Source organism: Candidatus Nitrosopumilus sp. bin_32a (assembly GCF_054095935.1).
In genome coordinates, this window is record NZ_JBSWSN010000002.1 from 153,772 (window position 1) to 166,446 (window position 12,675).

The 12,675-nt window shown below is 35.6% G+C and carries 16 protein-coding genes; 6 read left to right on the forward strand and 10 right to left on the reverse strand.

Annotation, left to right across the window (positions count from 1 at the left end; all coding sequences use genetic code 11):
* Positions 1-26: 26 nt before the first annotated feature.
* Positions 27-1,076: a multicopper oxidase domain-containing protein gene (locus ACW9XH_RS01955; protein ID WP_457758956.1), complete on the reverse strand. Its 1,050-nt coding sequence runs from the start codon at positions 1,074-1,076 to the stop codon at positions 27-29.
* Positions 1,077-1,304: 228 nt separating this feature from the next.
* Between ACW9XH_RS01955 and ACW9XH_RS01960 the strand changes: the two genes are divergently transcribed.
* The 6 genes from ACW9XH_RS01960 (at position 1,305) to ACW9XH_RS01985 (ending at position 5,151) form a co-directional block, all read left to right on the forward strand.
* Positions 1,305-1,643, forward strand: coding sequence for an ArsR family transcriptional regulator (locus ACW9XH_RS01960; protein ID WP_457758957.1), 339 nt, complete (start codon positions 1,305-1,307; stop codon positions 1,641-1,643).
* Positions 1,644-1,671: 28 nt separating this feature from the next.
* Positions 1,672-2,274 (forward strand): hypothetical protein, encoded by a 603-nt coding sequence (locus ACW9XH_RS01965; RefSeq protein ID WP_457758958.1) that lies wholly within the window; start codon positions 1,672-1,674, stop codon positions 2,272-2,274.
* 45 nt (positions 2,275-2,319) lie between these two features.
* Positions 2,320-2,721 carry a CBS domain-containing protein gene (locus ACW9XH_RS01970; protein ID WP_457758959.1) on the forward strand — a complete coding sequence of 134 codons (402 nt, stop codon included), beginning with the start codon at positions 2,320-2,322 and terminating at the stop codon, positions 2,719-2,721.
* Positions 2,722-2,812: 91 nt separating this feature from the next.
* Entirely contained in the window at positions 2,813-3,163 is a 351-nt protein-coding gene (erpA, locus tag ACW9XH_RS01975; protein ID WP_457758960.1) for an iron-sulfur cluster insertion protein ErpA, read from the forward strand.
* 156 nt (positions 3,164-3,319) lie between these two features.
* Positions 3,320-4,462, forward strand: a complete 1,143-nt coding sequence (gene dnaG / locus ACW9XH_RS01980) for a DNA primase DnaG (RefSeq protein WP_457758961.1) — start codon at positions 3,320-3,322, stop codon at positions 4,460-4,462.
* 5 nt (positions 4,463-4,467) lie between these two features.
* Positions 4,468-5,151 (forward strand): DUF120 domain-containing protein, encoded by a 684-nt coding sequence (locus ACW9XH_RS01985; RefSeq protein ID WP_457758962.1) that lies wholly within the window; start codon positions 4,468-4,470, stop codon positions 5,149-5,151.
* On the opposite strand, the gene ACW9XH_RS01990 is transcribed toward ACW9XH_RS01985, so the two are convergent.
* From ACW9XH_RS01990 to ACW9XH_RS02030, 9 genes are all read right to left on the reverse strand, one after another.
* A complete protein-coding gene (locus ACW9XH_RS01990) occupies positions 5,148-5,732 on the reverse strand; it encodes an adenylyltransferase/cytidyltransferase family protein (RefSeq protein WP_457759093.1) in 585 nt (194 codons plus the stop codon). The two genes, ACW9XH_RS01985 and ACW9XH_RS01990, sit on opposite strands and share 4 nt — an antisense overlap.
* Positions 5,733-5,809: 77 nt before the next feature.
* Positions 5,810-6,847, reverse strand: coding sequence for a diphthine synthase (dph5, locus tag ACW9XH_RS01995; protein WP_457758963.1), 1,038 nt, complete (start codon positions 6,845-6,847; stop codon positions 5,810-5,812).
* Complete coding sequence (locus ACW9XH_RS02000) at positions 6,847-7,974, reverse strand: M20/M25/M40 family metallo-hydrolase (protein WP_457758964.1); 1,128 nt, start codon at positions 7,972-7,974, stop codon at positions 6,847-6,849. The genes dph5 and ACW9XH_RS02000 overlap by 1 nt, the downstream gene beginning before the upstream one ends.
* A gap of 3 nt (positions 7,975-7,977) precedes the next feature.
* On the reverse strand, positions 7,978-8,820 hold the full coding sequence (lysX, locus tag ACW9XH_RS02005) for a lysine biosynthesis protein LysX (protein WP_457758965.1): 843 nt from the start codon (positions 8,818-8,820) through the stop codon (positions 7,978-7,980).
* Positions 8,817-8,984: an alpha-aminoadipate/glutamate carrier protein LysW/ArgW gene (gene lysW/argW / locus ACW9XH_RS02010; RefSeq protein WP_457758966.1), complete on the reverse strand. Its 168-nt coding sequence runs from the start codon at positions 8,982-8,984 to the stop codon at positions 8,817-8,819. The genes lysX and lysW/argW overlap by 4 nt, the downstream gene beginning before the upstream one ends.
* Positions 8,985-8,996: 12 nt before the next feature.
* Complete coding sequence (locus tag ACW9XH_RS02015) at positions 8,997-10,172, reverse strand: LeuA family protein (RefSeq protein ID WP_457758967.1); 1,176 nt, start codon at positions 10,170-10,172, stop codon at positions 8,997-8,999.
* A gap of 117 nt (positions 10,173-10,289) precedes the next feature.
* Positions 10,290-10,709: an HTH-type transcriptional regulator LysM gene (gene lysM, locus ACW9XH_RS02020; protein ID WP_457758968.1), complete on the reverse strand. Its 420-nt coding sequence runs from the start codon at positions 10,707-10,709 to the stop codon at positions 10,290-10,292.
* Positions 10,696-11,877, reverse strand: coding sequence for an aspartate aminotransferase family protein (locus ACW9XH_RS02025; protein WP_457758969.1), 1,182 nt, complete (start codon positions 11,875-11,877; stop codon positions 10,696-10,698). Before ACW9XH_RS02025 ends, lysM begins: the two co-directional genes overlap by 14 nt.
* Positions 11,870-12,673: a [LysW]-aminoadipate/[LysW]-glutamate kinase gene (locus tag ACW9XH_RS02030; RefSeq protein ID WP_457758970.1), complete on the reverse strand. Its 804-nt coding sequence runs from the start codon at positions 12,671-12,673 to the stop codon at positions 11,870-11,872. The genes ACW9XH_RS02025 and ACW9XH_RS02030 overlap by 8 nt, the downstream gene beginning before the upstream one ends.
* Positions 12,674-12,675 lie beyond the last annotated feature (2 nt).

The following is a 12,675-nucleotide window of genomic DNA, read 5'->3' on the forward strand; positions in this document are numbered from 1 at the left end:
TAATAAAAAAATAAAAAAAGTGAAGACTATTCTTCAACTATGAACAGGCCTATCATTCCTGCATCTGCATGACTAACAACATGACAATGGAATAGCCAAACTGCTGGTTTGTCTGGTTTGATAATGAATGATTCAAGTGTTCCTTGAACTAGTGGGAATGTTTGAGAGGTTATTGTAGAGCCTCTCTCATTTGTACTTGAAATCATTTTATTTCCATGTAAGTGGAATGAATGGATTTGGTCTCCTAGATTTGTAACGCTAAATTCAACTGTTTCTCCAACCTTTGCCTTGTACACAGGTAATGTGTAATTGAATTGTGCAACAACTCCGTCCAATCCTTGCTCTGCAAAAATTTCTTCAAGAGCTTTCTCTCCGCCGGGCATACCTTTACCATTCATGAGATAGTATGGTATGGGGCCTTTTTCCGTTTTTTCAATATTGTAGCCTAATTCTGACATTATGATTGGAATTTGTCTGTCAATGTATGGTCTTGGAGGATTTCTTTCAATTATGATATTGCCATAAAGACCTTGCAAAATATGATCTTTTATTCCAAGACCTTCAGATGCTGCGTGATCATGGAAAAATGTTGTTCCCCAAGTGTTTACATTGTATTCATATGTCCATTCACCACCTGGTGGAATCATTGAACCAGCCCCTACTCCTGTGATTACATTGACTGGGGATCCATCATGTTTAGGATCATAGTCACTCATATGAGCATGAAAACTATGGGTCAAATCATGATTGTTGATTACTTTGACTCGTAATAGATCACCTTGATTTACCATTAGAGTTGGTGCCGGTACTGTTCCGTTGTATGTCCAAGCATGCCATACTGCAGTATCTGATATTTGAATGTCTGTTTGCTCAATTATCAACGTGTATTCTTTTACAGGTTGCTCCTCGGCTTCAGCAATCTGTGGTTGTAATTCCGATGCACTTTGAGATTGAACATCTAAGATAGTTTTTGTTTCTGTATTTAGATCTGGCAAAAATTGAATATCTCCTGCTGTCATTCCAATTAATAATGCAAGCAAGATTGGTATTCCTACCAGACCGAATTTTTTCTGCATGACTGCATTGTCAAGATCATTCAATTAAATCAAAAGTGGTTTTTCATATGTAGGAATATGAGTATGGATTCTTATGTGATCTAATGATATAACTATACAGACAAATTTTTCAAATTTATGATCTGTTGAGATTCTAGAAAATAATTCTATTATGATCGGTTATAATGTGAATGCATTGTCTTGCAGTGCAGTCTTATCTATTATATCTAATTTTGAAGCTGTTTTTTTATGCAAGAATTAGTTCAATCTGTAAAAATAATGGACGATGAAAGAAAACAAGTCATTTTGGAAATCCTTGCTGACAAATATTGCAAATTAATTCTCCATAATACTTTAGAAAAACCAAAATCTGCAATGGAAATTTCTGGTGAAAAGAACATTCCTATCAGTACTGTATATAGAAGATTGCAGACTTTGTATGATGCAAAATTACTTGCTATTTCTGGTTCAATTAACCAAGATGGAAAAAAGTACTTTTTATACAAAAGTAAGGTAAAATCTATCTCTCTCAAATGTGATCTAGAAATAACATCTGTTGAGCTTGTGCCCAATACACGCATAAATTAATTATTAGTAATCCCTCTTTGAGTTAAAAATGATGGAAAAAGATTTAGCTACTACAAAACGACAAACTCATTTAGCAAAAAAGGAATCTACTAGGAGCATTACGTATAGACTTCCTGAAAAACTTGTCACTGAATTAGAGACGGAATCTACTCAGAAAGGTATTTCACAAAATGTTCTAGTCCGACAAATTCTAGAAAAATATGTTCAATGGGATAGATTCTCAAGTAAAATTGGAATGATTCCTGTTCCAAAAGGAATTCTTGAAGCATTGGGGGGGGAATTAGATGGAAAAGATATTGATGAAATAATCACTTTGATGTTTCCTATGATCAAGGATACTGTTTTGTTTATCAAAGGTGGATATGATTTGAAACGTTGTATTGAAACATTAGAAGATTACATGCGCGCATCTGGGATGAACTCTGATCATCGAGTGGAAGGTGATATGCACATATTTTTAATTCAACATGAATTAGGATTAAAATGGTCTGTCTTTACCGAACAATTACTAACTCAAGTATTTCGTAGTTTCTTACCTGATAAAGAACTAAAATTTCAAACTACTGATACTACGGTTATTTTATCAGTATCTTTGGGTTCTGATTTTAATGAGCATGATTATCATAATTGAAATTCAATTTACCCTTTGAAATATTCCTTTAGATAAAACGAATCGATGAATTACTCTGATCCTATTCGACAAAAAACTTTGGTAAAACAGATTATGAGCAATTCTGTTGTCTCTGTTGATTCATCTGTAACTGCAACTAATGCTGCAAAAATGATGGAAGATGCTGGGGTCGGCTCTGTTGTAGTTTTAGAAAATAATTTACCTGTTGGAATTATTACCGATAGGGATTTTGCAATAAAAATTACTGCTCACTCTTATCCGATTGATACTCCGGTCAGAAGAATAATGTCTTCTCCTTTAATCTCAATTGATCCTAATTCTGATTTATGGATCGCATCTGATTTGATGTCTACTCGAAATGTTAGGAAATTACCTGTCATTGAAGATGACAAAGTTGTGGGAATTTTAACTTCGAGCGATTTAGTTAAACATATTGCAGATCACTGAAAATTCTTGTAAAATATCCATTATTTCTTGAATTACTAGTATGTCAGGTGGGAAAAGCTTCTTATAATTTGAAACATCTTTTTTCTTCATAATGGCAACTGAGCAAACACAAAAGATGGTTACAGTTACAGCAAAAGCAGCTGAAAAGATCCATGAATTTATGAAAGAAGAAGCAGAATCTCCTGAATACCTTAGAGTATATGTTCAAGGTGGTGGTTGTTCTGGCCTTTCTTACGGAATGGGTTTTGAAAAAGCACCAGAAGAAGATGACATTGTCTTAGAAGAGAATGGAGTCAAACTTCTTGTTGACAGCTACAGCGTTGATCATCTGCAAGGTGCAAACGTAGACTATATTGAAAGCCTAATGGGCTCTGGATTCAAAATTAACAATCCAAATGTTACAAAATCCTGTTCATGCGGTCACTCATTTAGCACTGAATAAACAAAATCATTATTTTTCATTTTTAGATTTTTTCATAGCTTTTGCTATAATGGATATATTTTTGAAAATTTTATATTTTTCAGACCTTTTTTTGCGATACCCTCATATATCGCAGGCAGAAACCCAAATTATGATAATAAAGGAGATGAATAGTTTATGCCTCAATCAGGAATTGTCAAATATCACGTTAAACTTTCCTATGAAGTCGATGGACTCGTTGAAAGAGCAGATATAATCGGAGCCATCTTTGGCCAAACAGAAGGACTGTTAGGCCCAGAGATGAATTTGAATGAACTGCAACGAGTTTCCAAGGTAGGTCGCATTGAAGTCAATGCGAAATCTACATCTAACACCACCACTGGTGATGCATTAATTCCGATGAGTACTGATATTGATACTTGCGCATTAATCGCTGCTGGAATTGAAAGCATCGACAAAGTGGGTCCATTTGATTCTCAATTTAGATTAGAAACCATTGATGATGTACGAGCTGCAAAGAAAGATGATATTGTAAAACGTGCAAAAGAAATTAAACAAAAATGGGCAACTAAAACTGTCAGTGAAGGTGAAAGCATGTTAAATGATGTTCATCAAGGTGATACTGGAAAACTAGCCACATATGGGCCATCAAAACTAACATGCAGTTCTGGCGTTTTTGATTCTACTTGGGTAATTCTAGTTGAAGGAAGAGCAGATGTAATCAATCTTCTAAGAGCTGGATATGACAATGTACTTGCAATTGAAGGTGCAAAAATTGATGAATCAATTAAAGAGTTATGTAACAAAAAAGACACTGTTGTTGCATTCCTTGACGGTGATAGATCTGGTGGATTCATTCTCAAAGAACTCAAATCTGTTGTTACATTAGATTATGAACTTCAAGCAGATTCTGGTGTTGAAGTTGAGGAATTAACTCCAGCAAGAATCGATGAAATTCTAAGACCTATTGCTAATGAAATTAGAGATGGAAAACCTGCACCTGAGCTAAAAAGTAAGGATGATGGACCTGTTGCAGAAGTAGCAGCCAAAATATTTCCAAATCTCAATGAAACACTTGAAGCAGTTGCATTAGATGGTGATCAAAATGAAGTTTTCAAAGTCCCAATCAGCGAAGTTGTAAGCAAACTATCTTCACAATCTGGAATCAAATATCTTCTACTGGATGGAATCATCACTCAGAGACTTTTAGAAGGTGCCAAAAATGCTGGTGTTGAATGTGTAATAGGACACAGAGTTGCAAAATTATCAAACTCTGATGGAATGACACTAAAAACATTCGGTGACTTGGGTGTATCTTAGAATAGATGACTGAACTGAAAATTCAGCACATCCTAACTCTTTCATATCTACTTTCAAAAGGTGCAAAATACAACTATGTCTCAATCACTACGTCTTCACTAGGGAAAAACATTCAGAAATCTCAACAGGCTGCTTCAAAACACCTTCTTGAATTAGAACAAAATCAGTTCATTGAGAGAATAATTAATGGACGAAATATTTCTGTAAAAATTACTCCAAAAGGATATTCTGAAATGGTAAAACTTTCATCCATATTGCAAAAAAGTCTTGATTCTTCACCTTCGCATGTTGAACTAAAAGGCACACTAGTTTCTGGAATGGGTGAAGGTGCATACTATATGGGATTGAAGGGCTACACAAAACAATTTCAATCCAAAATTGGATATGTTCCATACCCTGGGACTCTAAATGTTAGATTAGATCAAAAAATTCATCAAGAATCTATTAAACAATTTGAAACTTTGGAGGGTGTGAAAATTAAGAGTTTTTCGGATGGAAAGAGAACTTATGGTTGGGTAAAATGTTTCACTGCAAAACTTAACAATTCTACAAATTGCGAATTAATCATACTAGAGCGTACACATCATGATGATTCTATAATAGAATTGATTTCAAAATCTTGTTTAAGAAAAACTGCAAAATTAAAAGACGGTTCTAAGGTTTTAATTAAAATTCCAATAAATTCCTAAATCCCGTGAATGGATTCCCCATACTCTTTCTGAATTTTTGAACTAGAGCTCTCAGGCATTGGTGATTGCAATCTTGCAACTTTTGCATCCAGTTTTATTTTTTTACATCCCTCAGTGATGAATTTTTCTTGATGAATTTGATCATATCCTAATGCAATGATTTGTGGTTTTACGTGATTTACCGTTTTGAATATGTCGTCTTCTTGCCCAATTAAACAAAGATCCACCATTGATAATGAATTTACCAATTCCTGTCTTTGTTCTTGTGCATGAAGTGGCCTTCTTTTCTTCATTCTTACTGCTGTATTGTCTGTTGCAACGACAACAACTAAAACATCTCCCAATTCTTTTGCTGCATTTAATGTGTGAATATGTCCAGGATGAATAATGTCGAAAACTCCTCCTGCCAATACAACGCCTAGTGAGTTTCTTCCCTTTTCAGTAAGGGTACTTCTATCTTCATTTACAAATTGATTTTTAATCAAATCGTTAATTTTTGAATTAATAATGTCTTCAGAAAGCATACTTTTTTTCTTGATAATTTCAAATGGTTTTTTTTCTTCAATTTGAGATACATACATGATTGACAGTATGGATTTTTCAATTGGCTCCAATGTTTTTTCTATTTTTGACCCTCTCTTTAATTCATCGCTAGAAATTACATCTTTGGATCAAGGCCTTTTGCCAATCTTAATGCATCTACAAGCCCATCTGCATACCCTATACTCAATATTGCCACTTCATCTTGACCGTCTTCTAGAAACTTCTCTGCATCTTTGACATACAATTCAGCATTTTCTAAAATTCCTTGAAACTCTTTTTGACCTTTGTATAATGGCCCAACCTCTTCTAATGCTTCTCGAACCATTGGAACATATTTTTTCATCATTTGAATGGAGATTTTCTTTGTTTTTTCTGTATTGTCAAATGGCTCATCGATACACTCTCCAAATAACTTTAGTGCATCCGATTCAGTAAAGTGTAATCTGCCTGGAATGATCACTGTATGTGGCGGCTTGCCAAAGTCAATTTTTTTCAAACTTGATATTTTACCTGAAATGATTTTCTGATCTTTGAACCCTATTCTTGATGCAACAATTACATATGTTGATGGACTAATGACATTTCTTATTTGCCCTTTTTCAGTTTCTAAGAGACCGCCTAACGCATCTTTAGGATCTAAGAAAAAATCTTTGTCTTGATTATATTCTAAGAGTAGCACTGTATGATTACCTTCGATAATATTTTTGTATATTACATAATATGGTGTTGTTAATGATTTCATTTCACTCATTATTGTTGCAATTCTCCCTACTTTGTAAAAATGCAAACCACATTCCCCTATCATCGAAGTAAGCGATGATGCTGCATGAATAGAATATGTTTTGATTTTATCCTCAGTTGCTCTTGTTCTTAATTCGATATGGGTTGTTGCAATGTAAGGATCCCCGTATGCTAATAACACTACCTTCTTTTTCTTTGCATTTTTTAAAATTTCATTGCCGTCTTCCACAAGCCATCTCTTTGCAAGTTTAAATTCACCATTTGTTGCTTTTCTGATTTTTGTTAAATCTGATTTTCCTATTGGGCTGGTAAATTGCTCCAAATACACGATATCTGCTTTTGATAAAACATCCAATGCCTCACTGGGAATGGATTTGAAGCCAGAAATTCCTAAACCGATAAACCACAGCATTATTGAATATTTTTGTCATGAAGTCTTTTTAAATGCTGTAGTGTTTTCTTGAGAATTTCTATTCCTCTAAGATATTCATCAATTGAAACCTTTTCATCAATCGTATGAGCTTCATGAGGATCTCCTGGCCCATAAGTTACAACCGGAATTTTCCATTGATTTCCAAGCACATTCATGTCTCCAGTCCCTGTTTTTCTAATTAAAGTGGGTCTTGAATGCTCAGTTTCCATGATTCCTAGAGTAAAAGCTCTAACTAGTGCTGAATTATGAGGAGCTTCAAACGGTTCAGTTTCATCTAAAATTGAATAAAATGCTTCAACGTCTCTTTCTTGAGATATTTCTTTGACAAGTGTTGAAATTTTTTGTTCAATTGTTTTACAATTCATATCTACTGGAATTCTAATGTCGAAAGTTGTTTCACATTCTTTTGGAGTGACATTGTGGCTAGTACCTCCCTTCACTTCAGTCATTGTAGCTGTCAATAACATTCCTTTTGTTTTCCCTTCTTGGTTTGCTTCTAGCTTTTCTTTTAGTTCTCTTGCAAAAATCATAGATTCCAAAATTGCATTCTTTGATAACCATGGTGCACTTGCATGAGAACTATCTTCAACACTAATTTTGAGACTTATTGCTAACCTTCCTTTGTATGCAATTGTTACTTGTTTAATTCCACTTGGCTCTCCAAAAATGGCGTAATCAATATTCATCTTTTTCTTAACTAAATTTTTAATTCCTGTGGCGTTACCTTCTTCATCTACTGCTCCGACAAAAAATACGGTTCCATTATTATTTTGAACTGATGCTGCTGCAAATAGCATTGCCATTAACGGTGCTTTTGCATCTGATGCCCCTCTGCCATAAAGCGAATCGCCTTCTTTTCTGACTTTGACTTTGCCTGGCACCACATCCATATGTCCACACAACATAATTTTTGGAGAACCTGATCCCTTTTTTGCAATCACATTGCCTACCTCATCTATCTGAATATCTTCAAATCCTAAATCGTCACATTTATCGGCTAAAAATTCAGCCAGTGGTTTTTCACTTAGAGATGGTGTGTATAGCCTGAGTGCTTTCTCTAGCATCTTCACTGCAAATCTTGGTGTTACTGTAAAGTTTGTGTCCAATTCTTACTTGCCTATCTCAAGTGCATAGTCTAGCATTAGGGAAGGAATATCTACTTCACACACTCTTACTGTGTTTTTGTATTCAGTTGTATTGTTTACTTCGTGTACAACCAGTCCTTTATCGTCACTTTCCATCAAATCCACACCTACGATGTCTCCCTCAATTGCATGTTTTGCTTTAATGCACATTTCCTCCATCTCTTGTGTGACTTTGCATGGTTCAGCTACGCCGCCAAGTGCCATGTTTGTTTTCCAATGTTTAGAAGTTCTGTAAATTGCTGCAACTATCTTATCCCCTACCATTATTGCTCGAATGTCTCTTGGTGGTCTTTGTACAAATTCTTCTAGATAATGAACTTGATAAATCGGATACATATTTTCCCTACTTTCAATAATTCCCTCAGCTGCGTCTCTGTCATTTAATTTTGAAATTAATCTTCCCCAACTACCGACTGTTGGCTTGATTACTCTTGGATATCCTTGCGAATCAAGTGTATCCAATGCTGCATCTTTTGAAAAAGCTACAGTTGCATCTGGTGTTGGCACTCCGAATTTTTTTAATAACATGTGTGTGAATAATTTATTTCCAGCATAAACTCCGGTGTTGAGACAATTGATTACTTTGACACCTAACCCTTCAAGAGCTGCTGTTGAATGTAAATTTCTATAGTAACTTACACACCTTTGTATGACTACGCCATAATCTTCTGGTTTTTTTTCTAAATTTATTGCCAATTTTTTACAATCGACCATCTGGATGTTGATATTCTTTTTCTTACCTGCTTCTAGTAGAGCTTTTTCTTCCCAACGGATGGTATCGTAAAGAATAGTAACGTCAGTATTCACTGTCCCCAATCCTCGCCAACCGTTTGGGCTGGCTTTAGATCGAAGCCGTTTGAACCTTGAGATAATTCAAAACTTGCGCCACATTCCGGACATGTTACGATTTCTCCTTCAAGTGCATCACTTGGTACGGAAATATCTGCATCACATTCTTCACATTTTGACATATTCTCTCTTCGTTACTCCTCTAATTTATCATTAATTATCTTTTTTTCAAGTCTGTCTTCTAGAGGGATCTCTATAAGATCACCCATTCTTAGACCCTTTAATCCTGCAGCGACAGCTTTTGCACCTTCATCGTTCTTTTCCAATCCTAAAAGGGACATCAAATATGCTGCACCTGTTTTTCCTGCCAATTCTCCGAACACTATCTTTCGTCTATTTCCAACTGCTCTAGGAGGAATTGGTTCATAGGCTGCCGGATTTCGAAGAATTGCTGCAAGATGTGTACCTGCTTTGTGTTTGTAAGCTGATGAACCTACAATGGGTTTGGAATCGTATGGTGTAATCGATGTATACTCTTCAATTAACCTGGACAGGTCAAGTAACATGTCTAACCTGAAATCGTTTGGTGATTTGTAAAGATAAGTCAATGCCACTGCAACCTCTGCAAGGGGGGGAATTCCTGTTCTTTCTCCAATCCCATCAATTGTAGTGTGAATTTGATCAACCCCTGCATCACATGCTGAAAATGCATTTGCTACTGCAAAACCAATGTCATTATGCACATGTGCATCTAATGGCACATCTACAACCTCTCTTACTTTTTTAACAAAATTATACATTCCAATTGGACGTAGAATTCCTACAGTGTCTGGGAGACTAATCCTGTCAACTCCTGCTTCTTCGATAGCTTTGCAAATTTTTAATAGAAATTCTGGCTCTGCTCTACTTCCATCTTCAACTGTGAATCTAATTTTTAGTCCATGTGATTTTGCATATTCCACAGTTTCCACCGCTCTCTCAAGTGCTTCCTCTCTTGAAATTCGCAATTTATCTTTTAGATGTATGTCTGAAATTCCTAAATATGCTGCACACCATTTGGCATCGCAATCTAATGAGATGTCTATATCCTCTTTGAGTGCACGTCCGTGAGAAACAATATCTGCTTTTAGTCCTTGCTTGATAATTGTTTTAGTTGCTTCTTTATGGTCATTAGATACAACCGGTGAAATCTCAATTTGATCAACACCAAAATAATCTAACATCCATGCAATTTGGATTCTCTGTTTGTTTGTAAATGAAACACCTGGATGTTGTTCTCCCTCTCTTAGAGTGCTGTCTAAAATCCTAATTCTCTTTGGATTTTTTTCATATGCGTTGTATAGATTTGCATAGTGATTCGGATCTTTCATTACTGATATCGTTGACATAAATTGATGATATAAACATATTCGTACTAAGTTCGTTGGAAAAAAGTAAAAATGATCCTAAATTAGTTTTGAAATTAAATTTTGAAACGAAAGTCGCAATTAGATTATTTTTCTCAAAATAATGACCGTGTTAGTATCTACCACTCCTGGAATTTTTCTTAGAGCGTCAATCGTGGTGTTGATTTCTGCAATGTTTGTTGCGCTCATTATTGTTGTGATGTCATATTGGCCAGTAATCTCATAAACTGTTTTCACTCCTTCCAATTTTGCAAGTTTTAGTGATACCTTGGATGTGTCTGTTGCAGAATCTACCGAAACTAAAACGATTGCACTTGTTGAATTTTCTTCCCCAATTTCTAGAGTGAATTTTTTGATTGTTCCACTGTCCACTAGATTTTTTACACGTCTTCTAACTGCTGATTCTGAAAGTTTTAGTTTTTTACCAATGTCTACAAATGATTCCCTAGAATCCTCTTTCAAATACCCGATAATTTTTTCGTCTACTTTATCCTTGTACATTTCTTTTTTCTTCCTCTTCAGTTAGTACGGAATCTAGAGCATGTAAAACTTTTGTTACGTCATCTTCAGATATTACTAATGGGGGAAGGATTCTGAGGATGTTTCTTCCAGAGTAAAGCATTAGGACTCCTTTTTCGATCAATCCCATCAGAATATCTTTGACCTCAAATTTCATTTCAATTCCTATCATGAGGCCCTTTCCTCTGACCTCTCTGATTATGGGGTGTTTTTCTTTTAATTTTTCTAAACCTTCTCTGAATATTTTCCCCATGTTCTCTGAGTTTTCAATCAAACCATCTTCTGTGATTGCCTTGAGAGCTGCAGTTCCTGCTGCACAGGAAATTGGATTTCCTCCAAATGTTGATGAATGCTCGCCCTTACTTATTGAAGCTAAGATATCTGGTCTTACAAGAGTTGCACCCATTGGAACGCCTCCTGCAATTCCTTTTGCGAGACACAAAATGTCTGGTGCAGTATTCCAATGATCACAAGCCCACAATCGTCCAGTTCTACCTAGACCAGCTTGAATTTCGTCAAAAATTAACACAATTCCTTTTTCATCGCACAGTTTTCTGACTTCCTGCAAAAACCCTTCTGGTGCAACTATGATTCCACTTTCTCCTTGTATTGGTTCCAAAATTACAAACGCAGTATCATCATCAATTACTGAACGCAATGATTCAATGTCTCCATATGTTGCAAAGGAAACTTTCTCTACTAGTGGTGCAAATGGCGTTCGATATTTTGGATTAAATGTTAGTGATAAAGCTCCAAATGATTTTCCATGGTATGATCCTTTCATTGCAACCATCCCTTTCTTTCCAGTAAATTTTCTTGCAAACTTCATAGCAGCTTCTATTGCTTCGGCACCACTGTTGTTTAGATGAACTTGTGTTAGGCCTTTTGGCGCTAACCCAATCAGTGTTTTCAAAAATTCTTCTCTTGTTTTATTATACAATGAACTATGAACAGTAATTATTTTATCAATTTGTTCTCTTATTGCATCATTGACTCTTTGATTTTTATGACCTACTAGAGCTACTCCGTATCCTCCCATGCAATCGATGTATTCTTTTCCGTCTACATCCCATACGTGTGATCCTACTCCTCTTTCAATTGTTACTGGGAATCTCTGATAGAGATTTCCCATAAATTGGTCTTCACTCATGTTCAATCACCGTACAATTATCATGTGCAATTGCAGAAGAGATTGGATTTTCTCTTTGTCCATTTCCAATCAATGCTTCTTTTACTCCCATATCTAATGCTTCTGTGGATGCCAGAATTTTCTTTTCCATTCCTGGTCCTATTTTCGGTCTAATTTCTTTTGCTTCTGCCAATGTGAGTTTTGTAACAAGTTTGTCATCCATTAATAATCCATCAACATTTGTGATGAATAATACTTTATCACAACCGACTTTGCCTGCAACATATGCTGCAGCCCTGTCTCCGTCAATGTTCAGAAATTCTGACTCTTCGCTCATTGCTATGGGTGAAATGACTGGTGTTAGGCCTTGTTCTAAGAGGGATTTGATGAATTTTGAATTCACTTCTCTAATCTTCCCTGTATATCCGCCGTCAATCGCTTGTTTTCTGCCTTTTTCATTTACTATGAGTAATTTCTTTTTTCTGTCAGCTTGGATCAATCTGGCATCTATTCCTGAAAGTCCGATCGCATTAATGCCGTTTTTCTGAAGCATTTGTACAATTGCCTTGTTTATTCTGCCAGACATCACCATGGTGAAAATTTCTGCGGTTTCTTTATCGGTATATCTGCTTTTAATGCCACTTGGCGATGTTACAAATTTTGGTTCTTTTCCAAGCTGTTCGCATACTTTGGTGACTTCTTTTCCGCCACCGTGAACGATGATTACCCCTTCAGTTTCTGCTACTTTTTTAATGTCTGCAATTGTTGATGGATGTAAATCGTCTACTACACTTCCGCCAATTTTAATTGTGATCATTT

Bases quoted from the DNA above. Each gene is read 5' to 3' on its own strand.
- ACW9XH_RS02030 (WP_457758970.1), bottom strand. From the start codon at position 12,673: ATGATCACAATTAAAATTGGCGGAAGTGTAGTAGACGATTTACATCCA.
- erpA (WP_457758960.1), top strand. From the start codon at position 2,813: ATGGCAACTGAGCAAACACAAAAGATGGTTACAGTTACAGCAAAAGCA.
- ACW9XH_RS01990 (WP_457759093.1), bottom strand. From the start codon at position 5,732: ATGTATGTATCTCAAATTGAAGAAAAAAAACCATTTGAAATTATCAAG.
- ACW9XH_RS01970 (WP_457758959.1), top strand. From the start codon at position 2,320: ATGAATTACTCTGATCCTATTCGACAAAAAACTTTGGTAAAACAGATT.
- dph5 (WP_457758963.1), bottom strand. From the start codon at position 6,847: ATGCTGTGGTTTATCGGTTTAGGAATTTCTGGCTTCAAATCCATTCCC.
- lysW/argW (WP_457758966.1), bottom strand. From the start codon at position 8,984: ATGTCAAAATGTGAAGAATGTGATGCAGATATTTCCGTACCAAGTGAT.
- ACW9XH_RS01960 (WP_457758957.1), top strand. From the start codon at position 1,305: ATGCAAGAATTAGTTCAATCTGTAAAAATAATGGACGATGAAAGAAAA.
- lysM (WP_457758968.1), bottom strand. From the start codon at position 10,709: ATGTACAAGGATAAAGTAGACGAAAAAATTATCGGGTATTTGAAAGAG.
- ACW9XH_RS01965 (WP_457758958.1), top strand. From the start codon at position 1,672: ATGATGGAAAAAGATTTAGCTACTACAAAACGACAAACTCATTTAGCA.
- ACW9XH_RS02025 (WP_457758969.1), bottom strand. From the start codon at position 11,877: ATGAGTGAAGACCAATTTATGGGAAATCTCTATCAGAGATTCCCAGTA.
- ACW9XH_RS02015 (WP_457758967.1), bottom strand. From the start codon at position 10,172: ATGAAAGATCCGAATCACTATGCAAATCTATACAACGCATATGAAAAA.
- ACW9XH_RS01955 (WP_457758956.1), bottom strand. From the start codon at position 1,076: ATGCAGAAAAAATTCGGTCTGGTAGGAATACCAATCTTGCTTGCATTA.
- dnaG (WP_457758961.1), top strand. From the start codon at position 3,320: ATGCCTCAATCAGGAATTGTCAAATATCACGTTAAACTTTCCTATGAA.
- ACW9XH_RS01985 (WP_457758962.1), top strand. From the start codon at position 4,468: ATGACTGAACTGAAAATTCAGCACATCCTAACTCTTTCATATCTACTT.